Annotated in this window: 4 protein-coding genes; all 4 read left to right on the top strand. The window is 52.3% G+C overall.

Going from position 1 to position 7197, the window contains the following annotated elements; all coding sequences use genetic code 11:
• Positions 1 to 620: 620 nt before the first annotated feature.
• The 4 genes from HQL52_19385 to HQL52_19370 all read left to right on the top strand — a co-directional run bounded on the left by HQL52_19385 (position 621) and on the right by HQL52_19370 (position 7066).
• Positions 621 to 4136: a hypothetical protein gene (locus HQL52_19385; GenBank protein ID MBF0371605.1), complete on the top strand. Its 3516-nt coding sequence runs from the start codon at positions 621 to 623 to the stop codon at positions 4134 to 4136.
• An 18-nt stretch (positions 4137 to 4154) separates the two neighbouring features.
• Positions 4155 to 6179 (top strand): filamentous hemagglutinin N-terminal domain-containing protein, encoded by a 2025-nt coding sequence (locus HQL52_19380; GenBank protein MBF0371604.1) that lies wholly within the window; start codon positions 4155 to 4157, stop codon positions 6177 to 6179.
• Between the two features lie 82 nt (positions 6180 to 6261).
• A complete protein-coding gene (locus HQL52_19375; GenBank protein ID MBF0371603.1) occupies positions 6262 to 6861 on the top strand; it encodes a hypothetical protein in 600 nt (199 codons plus the stop codon).
• 31 nt (positions 6862 to 6892) lie between these two features.
• Positions 6893 to 7066 carry a hypothetical protein gene (locus HQL52_19370; GenBank protein MBF0371602.1) on the top strand — a complete coding sequence of 58 codons (174 nt, stop codon included), beginning with the start codon at positions 6893 to 6895 and terminating at the stop codon, positions 7064 to 7066.
• Positions 7067 to 7197 lie beyond the last annotated feature (131 nt).

The following is a 7197-nucleotide window of genomic DNA, read 5'->3' as shown; positions in this document are numbered from 1 at the left end:
ATGGAGGTTCCGGTGGTCGAAGTGCTGGCCCGAGAGCACGGGGCTGGGCGTCTCAGTACAAAGTCACCGATTCAGGTTCGACCCTTATCCAGATTTTCGGTCTTACTGATGCAACGAATGTATCGTCAAGTTATTATTTTTCTGCTGCTGTAAAATCTGATGGGACAGTGTGGACTTGGGGCGATGATAAGGTTTATTGGCTTGCATCTGAGAATGCTACCACTGACGCTGATATTGTCAGTTCTTCTCTCTCTCAGGTCTCTGAACTGTCAGATGTAGTTCATGTTGTTTCTGGTGTTTATCATAATTTAGCTGTCAAGTCAGACGGTACCCTCTGGGCTTGGGGGGATAATTCTTTTGGGCAGCTAGGTGATGATGTTACAGGATATCGTTCTGAACCTGTGCAGATTTCAAGCCTGTCTGAAGTTGTTCAAGTGTCATCTGGAGACTATTATAATATCGTATTAAAATCAGATGGGACTGTATGGTCTTTGGGGCGCAACGATCATGGGCAACTTGGTAATGGTACAACAGATAACAGTTCAACACCAATCCAAATCTCCGGTTTGTCAGATATAATCCAAATTGCTTCGCACAATACTCACTCAATGGCACTAAAATTGGATGGGACAGTTTGGGCTTGGGGGGATAACAGCTATGGACAGCTTGGAGATGGTACCACTGAGGACCGTTTCCAACCTGTCCAAGTTTCTGATTTTCAGGATGTGAAACAAATTGCGACAGGGGGATCTCATTCTTTCGCTATTAAGTCGGATGGAAACCTTTGGGCTTGGGGGCGCAACGATAATGGCCAGCTCGGGAATGGTTTATCCGAAAATAGCGCTGTTCCCGTCCAGGTTTTAACTCTAACTAATGTAAATTTAGTTGATGCGGGTGGGGCTCACACCGTAGCTATAACCGAAGATGATATCCCATGGATTTGGGGAAGCAATCAGCACGGCCAGATTGGTTTTGGTGAGCGTCTCATTCATCCTGTTGTTGATCAGGATAATGAAGGCTTGTTAAACCTTTTAGGTTTGGACCGAGATGAGGATGGAATGCCCGATCCTTTTGAGGAACGGTATGGTTTGGATCCCGATGATCCTTCTGATATAGATGGTGATCTGGATGGGGACGGTTTTTCCAATCTGGATGAGTTGAAAGATTTCACCGATCCAACAGATTCCACCTCAGCAGCTGATTATTGGAGCCCGGAGCTGGAAGTATCCTATCCGGACAACAACAGCCCCCTCCTTGTTGTTCAAGACCCCTACGGTTCTGCCATGGACTATGGAACCGGAATCGCCGCGGTCGAGCTCCAGATCAAGGACGGGTACGGTAATTATCTGAAACAAGAAGACGGTTTTCAGCGCTGGACCACCACCGACAGTTGGATAACAGCCAGCACGGATTCCGATTGGAGCAGCTGGGTATTGGAATTTACGGATGATGATCTTTGGGCAGTTGGGGAGGCTTATTCGATCACGGTCAAGGCCTCCGATCTCACCGGCAATGCCACCGAAACCAACCGCATCTTTGTCTACTCCTATACGGGTGGCCAGTGGCAGACGGAAATCTCCTTGGCGATGTCGAGCAGCTCGGTTTTCCAGGGGGAGGAGGTTACTTTTTCCGGGCGGTTGAACCTGGCTGGCAGTGGAGGCATTAGCTTGGTACAGGAGATCCATCTGGCGGTAACGGATCCCAACGGTTCGACCCTGAACTATACCACGGAATCGGATGAGGATGGCTTTTTCACCTTTAGTGATGTTGTGCCGTTCAATTACGATGGCCACTATGAAATCGTCGTCTCCTACAACGATGAAAACGAAGGTTTCCTCAGCAGCAGCAGCGCCACCGAAACCCTCTGGGTGGGAGAGACTGCCGGCTATGCGGTGATCGTGCAGGGGCGGATCGAGAGTGATGAGGAGGGGCAGGCCGCCCACCAAAAAACCACCGACCGGATCTATCAAAGCCTCATCGATCGTGGCTTTGAAGAGAGCCACATCTGGTATGTGGGATATGGGAATCATCCCGATGAGGACAGTGATATTCTCTCTCCCACCAAAACCACCATTGAAAAGCTGCTTACCCAAACAATTCCCCCCCTCATGGACGGCACTCCTGCCCCGCTCTATCTGATCTTGGTGGACCATGGGGAGGCGGAAAAATTTTATCTGGACAGCGATGAAACCCTCTCCCCCACCGATATCGATGGTTGGTTGAATAGCCTGGAAGCGGAACTGGAGGAAGAGGCTTTGGGAAAAGCCCGAGTCGTGGTGGTGGGGGCGTGCTATTCCGGCAGCTTTATTCCGGAGGTTTCCGGGAATAACCGCATCGTGGTAACCAGCGCCGCTGATGACGAAGTCTCCTTCAAAGGGCCACGGGAAAACGATGAGATTCGGGTGGGGGAATATTTTTTGGAAGAGCTCTTCAAGGCCTGGGGGAGGGGTGTGGGTCTTAAAGAGGCTTTCCAGACCGCTACCGAAGCCACCGAAATCTATACCCAGAGGAGCGACTGGTGGATAGAAATCCCACCCTATTTCGACAACGCCATACAGCACCCCCTGCTGGATGATGACGGGGACGGTATCGGCAGCAATGTGTTGAACGATCTGGGGGGAGATGGCCAACTTTCTACAGAACACTATCTGGGGGCTGGCCTCGACTATGTGATCAACGCCCCCGGCAACCCGGCGGAAATCCTCACCACGAGCGGGACGATTTTCCTCAATGCCAATGAAGATAGCGACACCCTCCAACTCACGGTCAACGACAGCGCCCGGTTGGATCTGAGCCCTTGGATCGAAATCCGCCATCCCGACCAGGAACTCCCGGAACAGAGTGGCACCGAGCAGGTGGAGCTGGAGCTGACCAAAAAATTCATGAAGCGGGATAGCGAGGATGGAAACGACTGGTATTGGTATGAGGAGGATTATTTCGAAGAGGCCGGGCGCTATGAGATCTACTATTTCGTCCAGGACCAGGACACCGAGACCCTCTCCCCCATGGAACGTTCGGTGGTCTATAAAAACCATGCGGACAACCACTCCCCCAACGACTTCAGCCTGCTCACTCCCGAGGATGGCGCTTCGATCCGCACCACGGGGGTGTTTCAGTGGGAGGCCACTACCGATGACGACCCCGAGGATTATGTCACCTATACCCTGATCATCGCCAAGGACGACGACTTCGAAGTGGAGGTGATTCGCCAAGAGGAGCTCACCATCCCCGCCGCCTATGTGGGACCCGACGACGGCCTGGAGGATGGCATGATCTACTACTGGAAGGTGGAGGCGCTGGATGGCTATGGGGGGCGGACGGTGAGTGAGGAGGTGTGGCACTTCGAAACAGACAACACCAACGATCGGGTCGGCTATGTCTCGGGCCATGTGTATGACGGGGAGAGCAACGAATTGATCTATGGCGCGACTGTAACGGTTCAGCACGTGGAGAGCGGCAACAGCGTGGAGACCACCGCCCTGGCCCCGGCTGCCGAGTTTCTTCTTTCCCAAAAGCCCGGCGAGGTCACCGTCACCGTCCAGGCCGATGGCTACGAAACCGTGGTCTTGACTGCGGAGGTGCTGGAGGATGAGAGCCTGCTCGAACTCACCATTGCCATGACTACAGATCTTTCAGTCGTGGTGGACCGGGATGGGGATGGGGTTTCCGACTCGCTGGACAATTGCCCGGACAACGCCAATGCTAACCAAGCCGACGCCGATGGGGACGACATAGGGGATGCCTGTGATGCCGCCTCCACGGTCTGGATCGAGGAGTATGACCCGATGATCACCTATGACGGCACTTGGACCCCCACCACCTGCTCCCCCTGCTCCGGTGGCCGGCGGATCTTTTCCGGACAAAAAGGCTCCCTGGCGGTGGTCAAATTCAACGGCACCGGCATCCGCTGGAAAGGCCAAAAAACCCCCTTCGGTGGCAAGGCCAAGGTGTGTGTCGACGGGATCTGCAAGGGGGATGTGCCCTTCTATTTCACGCCTCCCATCGAGTTTCAATCCACGCTCTACGAAAAGGAAAACCTGGAGGATGGCGAACACACCTTGTGGATCAAGGTGGAGGGAAATCAATCTCACAACAATCCGGTGATCGATATCGATGGCTTCGAAGTCATCAAATAGAAAATTGGCTTCCCGGTCATGCTGACACGCCAGGGCCTCGCCTTTCTGGCGCTACTCGGTTGCCTCGTCAGCCCGCCCCCTGGTCATGCCGGCAGTGGCGGTGGCATCTCCCTGGATGGCTCCATGAATCCGGGGGAGACCGGGCCTCTCTCCCCGGGAGAAAGTGGTGCATATGATATCTCCTCCGACATGGGCCGGCAGGAGGGAAGCAATCTCTTTCACAGCTTCAGTGAGTTTAACCTGGAAGCCGGTCAAACCGCCTCTTTCTCGGGAGCGGACACCATCACCCACATCATCAGCCGTGTCACTGGTGGAAACGACTCTTGGATCGACGGAACTATTAAATCCAGCATCAGTGGGGCTGACTTCTATCTGATCAACCCCAACGGCATCATCTTCGGCAAAAATGGATCGATTGATATCAGCGGCTCATTCCATGCCGCCACTGCGGATTATCTGGAGCTGGGAGCAAACGATCGGCTCTATATAGCCCTTGATGGAGAGAGCATTTTTTCCACAGCCGCCCCTGCTGAGTTTGGGTTTCTCTCCGAGCAGCCCGAAGGGATTGGCCTCGAAGAAACGAATATCAAGATGGTCGAAGGGGAAAGCATCACCTTCAGCGGTGGGGATATCGTCGTTAATGGCGGGCATCTTGAGGTCACTGAAGGGGGGGGAGTCGGTCTCTCTGCCCAAGGGGATATCCAACTCACGGGCGCTACCATCAACAATTTTACCCAATCCGCTCGGAATGGCGGCTCGGTTGTTTTGGAAGCGACGGGTGAAATTTCCATCAATGCCGGTCAGATTGAAATCTCCACCTATGATGCTGGACAAGCAGGCTCAGCAATCATTTCTGGTGATTCCCGAATCATTTTTGATAACGATGGGCAACTTCAAACAATCACCCGTGACGCCGGAGATGCTGGAGATATTACCCTCTCCACTTTTGGGTCCATCGAGATGAGCGGCTACCGGATTGAAAATGTCGCATCAACCGGGAGTGGTAGCTCCGGCTTGATAGCCGTTTCAGCCGAAGGTGATCTGCTTATGGATAGCTTTTCCACCTTGCGCTCCGATAGCTTCGATTCCGGAGATGTGGGGGGCATCGATATCGATATCGGCGGTGAGCTGCACCTGATCGATGCCTTCATCACCAGTGAGACATCAGGAAGTGGTACGGGAGCCTCCATCGATATTGATGTCGGTGAGATGATCCTTATGGATGATACCGGTTCCATTTCCAGCACCACCACCGACTCAGGGCAAGGTGGCTGGATCGACATCCACACGGGCACCCTTCGCATCATGGGTGGGGGAGATATTCACGCTGAGAGCACCTCGACGGCTTCTGACGCTGGTGATTCTGGAGATGTCCATATATCAGCAGAACGGATTTTAATGAGTGAAAATACCAGCATCACTACCAGAGCGGAAATCGCCAATGGTGGAGACATCCACCTGACAGCCGGGTTGCTCCTACACCTGTCTAACAGCCAAATCATCACCCCGGCGGAGGACGAGGATAGTATTGGGAATGGTGGGGACGTTACCATCGACTCTACCCTGGCCATCCTCGATAACAGCCGAATTAATGCCGATGCAAATCTCGGGAACGGCGGGGATATCACCATCACTGTGGATCATATGATCTCCGACCCTCTCTCCACCATCACCGCCTCATCCGAACTGGGAATCAACGGGATCATCGAAATTCGCACCCCGACCAAGGGATCGCGTCTGGAAAGATCATCCGTCCCAGACGACATCCGAGAAGCCGAAGAGTTGATGAAAAGTCGTTGCCAGGAAAGGCGTTTCGATCAACTAGGGAGCCTGGTAAAGGTGGGTAAGGGAGATCTCATGGCTGGATGGGAAGAACTCCTGACCGCAGGCCCCATGGATATGGGGAGAAAGTGGTTCAAAGAGCAAGCTCCGTTTGTGGTAAAGTTGAAAAATGGGCCTCGCCTCCGGAAAAAGGCGCGACCAATCTCACAGGAAAAACAAACCGTCGAGCAACCTGTGGTTTTTCTCAGGTGTGCTTTTTGATGGCGTTTGAAATCCATGAATGATTTCAGACCCTGAGCCTTCGCTAGGATACCTCCTATCCTGATTTGCAGAGCAGGGAGTAATGATGAACCATAAGCAGCAACGCCTGACTCAACTTTTCTTCCTCCTGTTGGCGCTCCTCCTCTTCCCTTTTCAGGAGGCACAATCAGAACCGGATCAATTTTGCCTCAGGGCAGATTCCAACGCCGAAGCGATCATCAAACCTTGCATCCGCTTTCCCGTAGCTCACGAAAACGCCAAATATTTCATTGCCTTCTGTAAAACAGATGAGAAAGAAGAGTGGCGGGATTTTGGGCTTTTCAAAAAGTCAAATTTAATACCCATCAATGAACCGGAATGCCAAAAACGCTCATCCATCTCTCCTGTCAGCATGGGTCCGAAACCGCATAACATACCTGATCTGGAGTCTGATTGCTTCTGTGTATTTGATTACACCCTGAACAACAAGACCAGTCAATGCCGATGGTGTCCTCTCAGCAGTCTGGAAGATCTCCCGCGAATAAAATGCTTTAATCCAGATGATAATGAATACAAGAGCTTTTACTCTGATATTTGGGCAGAAAGAGACCGATTAATTTTAGTTGGAAAGGGCGACCCATATTGTGCCCCATGCTGGAGGAGAAAATCAAAATTAGGCGATGAATGGGTCCGCGGTGATTGATTTTATTTTCTTTGTAAAAAAAGGATAGGCTATGGCCAAAAACAGCATCAACGGCAGCAACCCGGATAAGACGCTGTTGAAACATTCAATCTTCGAATCTCTCTCCATCGTTGGTCTGATTCTCGCACTTGTTTATGTCATGGGGTGGGGGTTTGCCAGTAAATATTTTGACCATTTTGGGTGTACTTGCCAAGACTTGATCTGACAGATGTAGGATATTCCTAGGTTCGAAAATGTTCGTTGGGCACCCCATTCACCCGGGAAGCATAAAGTGGGCGCTCCACCTTTGAGCGTGGCCCCACCCCCCGGACCCCCGATGACCACCCCTGACCGCCA

The organism is Magnetococcales bacterium (assembly GCA_015232395.1).
In the GTDB taxonomy this organism is placed as follows: Bacteria; Pseudomonadota; Magnetococcia; order Magnetococcales; family JADFZT01; genus JADFZT01.
This window is presented reverse-complemented; position numbering and strand designations above follow the sequence as displayed.

Excerpts from the sequence above, each read along its gene's own strand:
- HQL52_19370 (MBF0371602.1), top strand. The coding sequence starts at position 6,893 with ATGGCCAAAAACAGCATCAACGGCAGCAACCCGGATAAGACGCTGTTG.
- HQL52_19375 (MBF0371603.1), top strand. The coding sequence starts at position 6,262 with ATGATGAACCATAAGCAGCAACGCCTGACTCAACTTTTCTTCCTCCTG.
- HQL52_19380 (MBF0371604.1), top strand. The coding sequence starts at position 4,155 with ATGCTGACACGCCAGGGCCTCGCCTTTCTGGCGCTACTCGGTTGCCTC.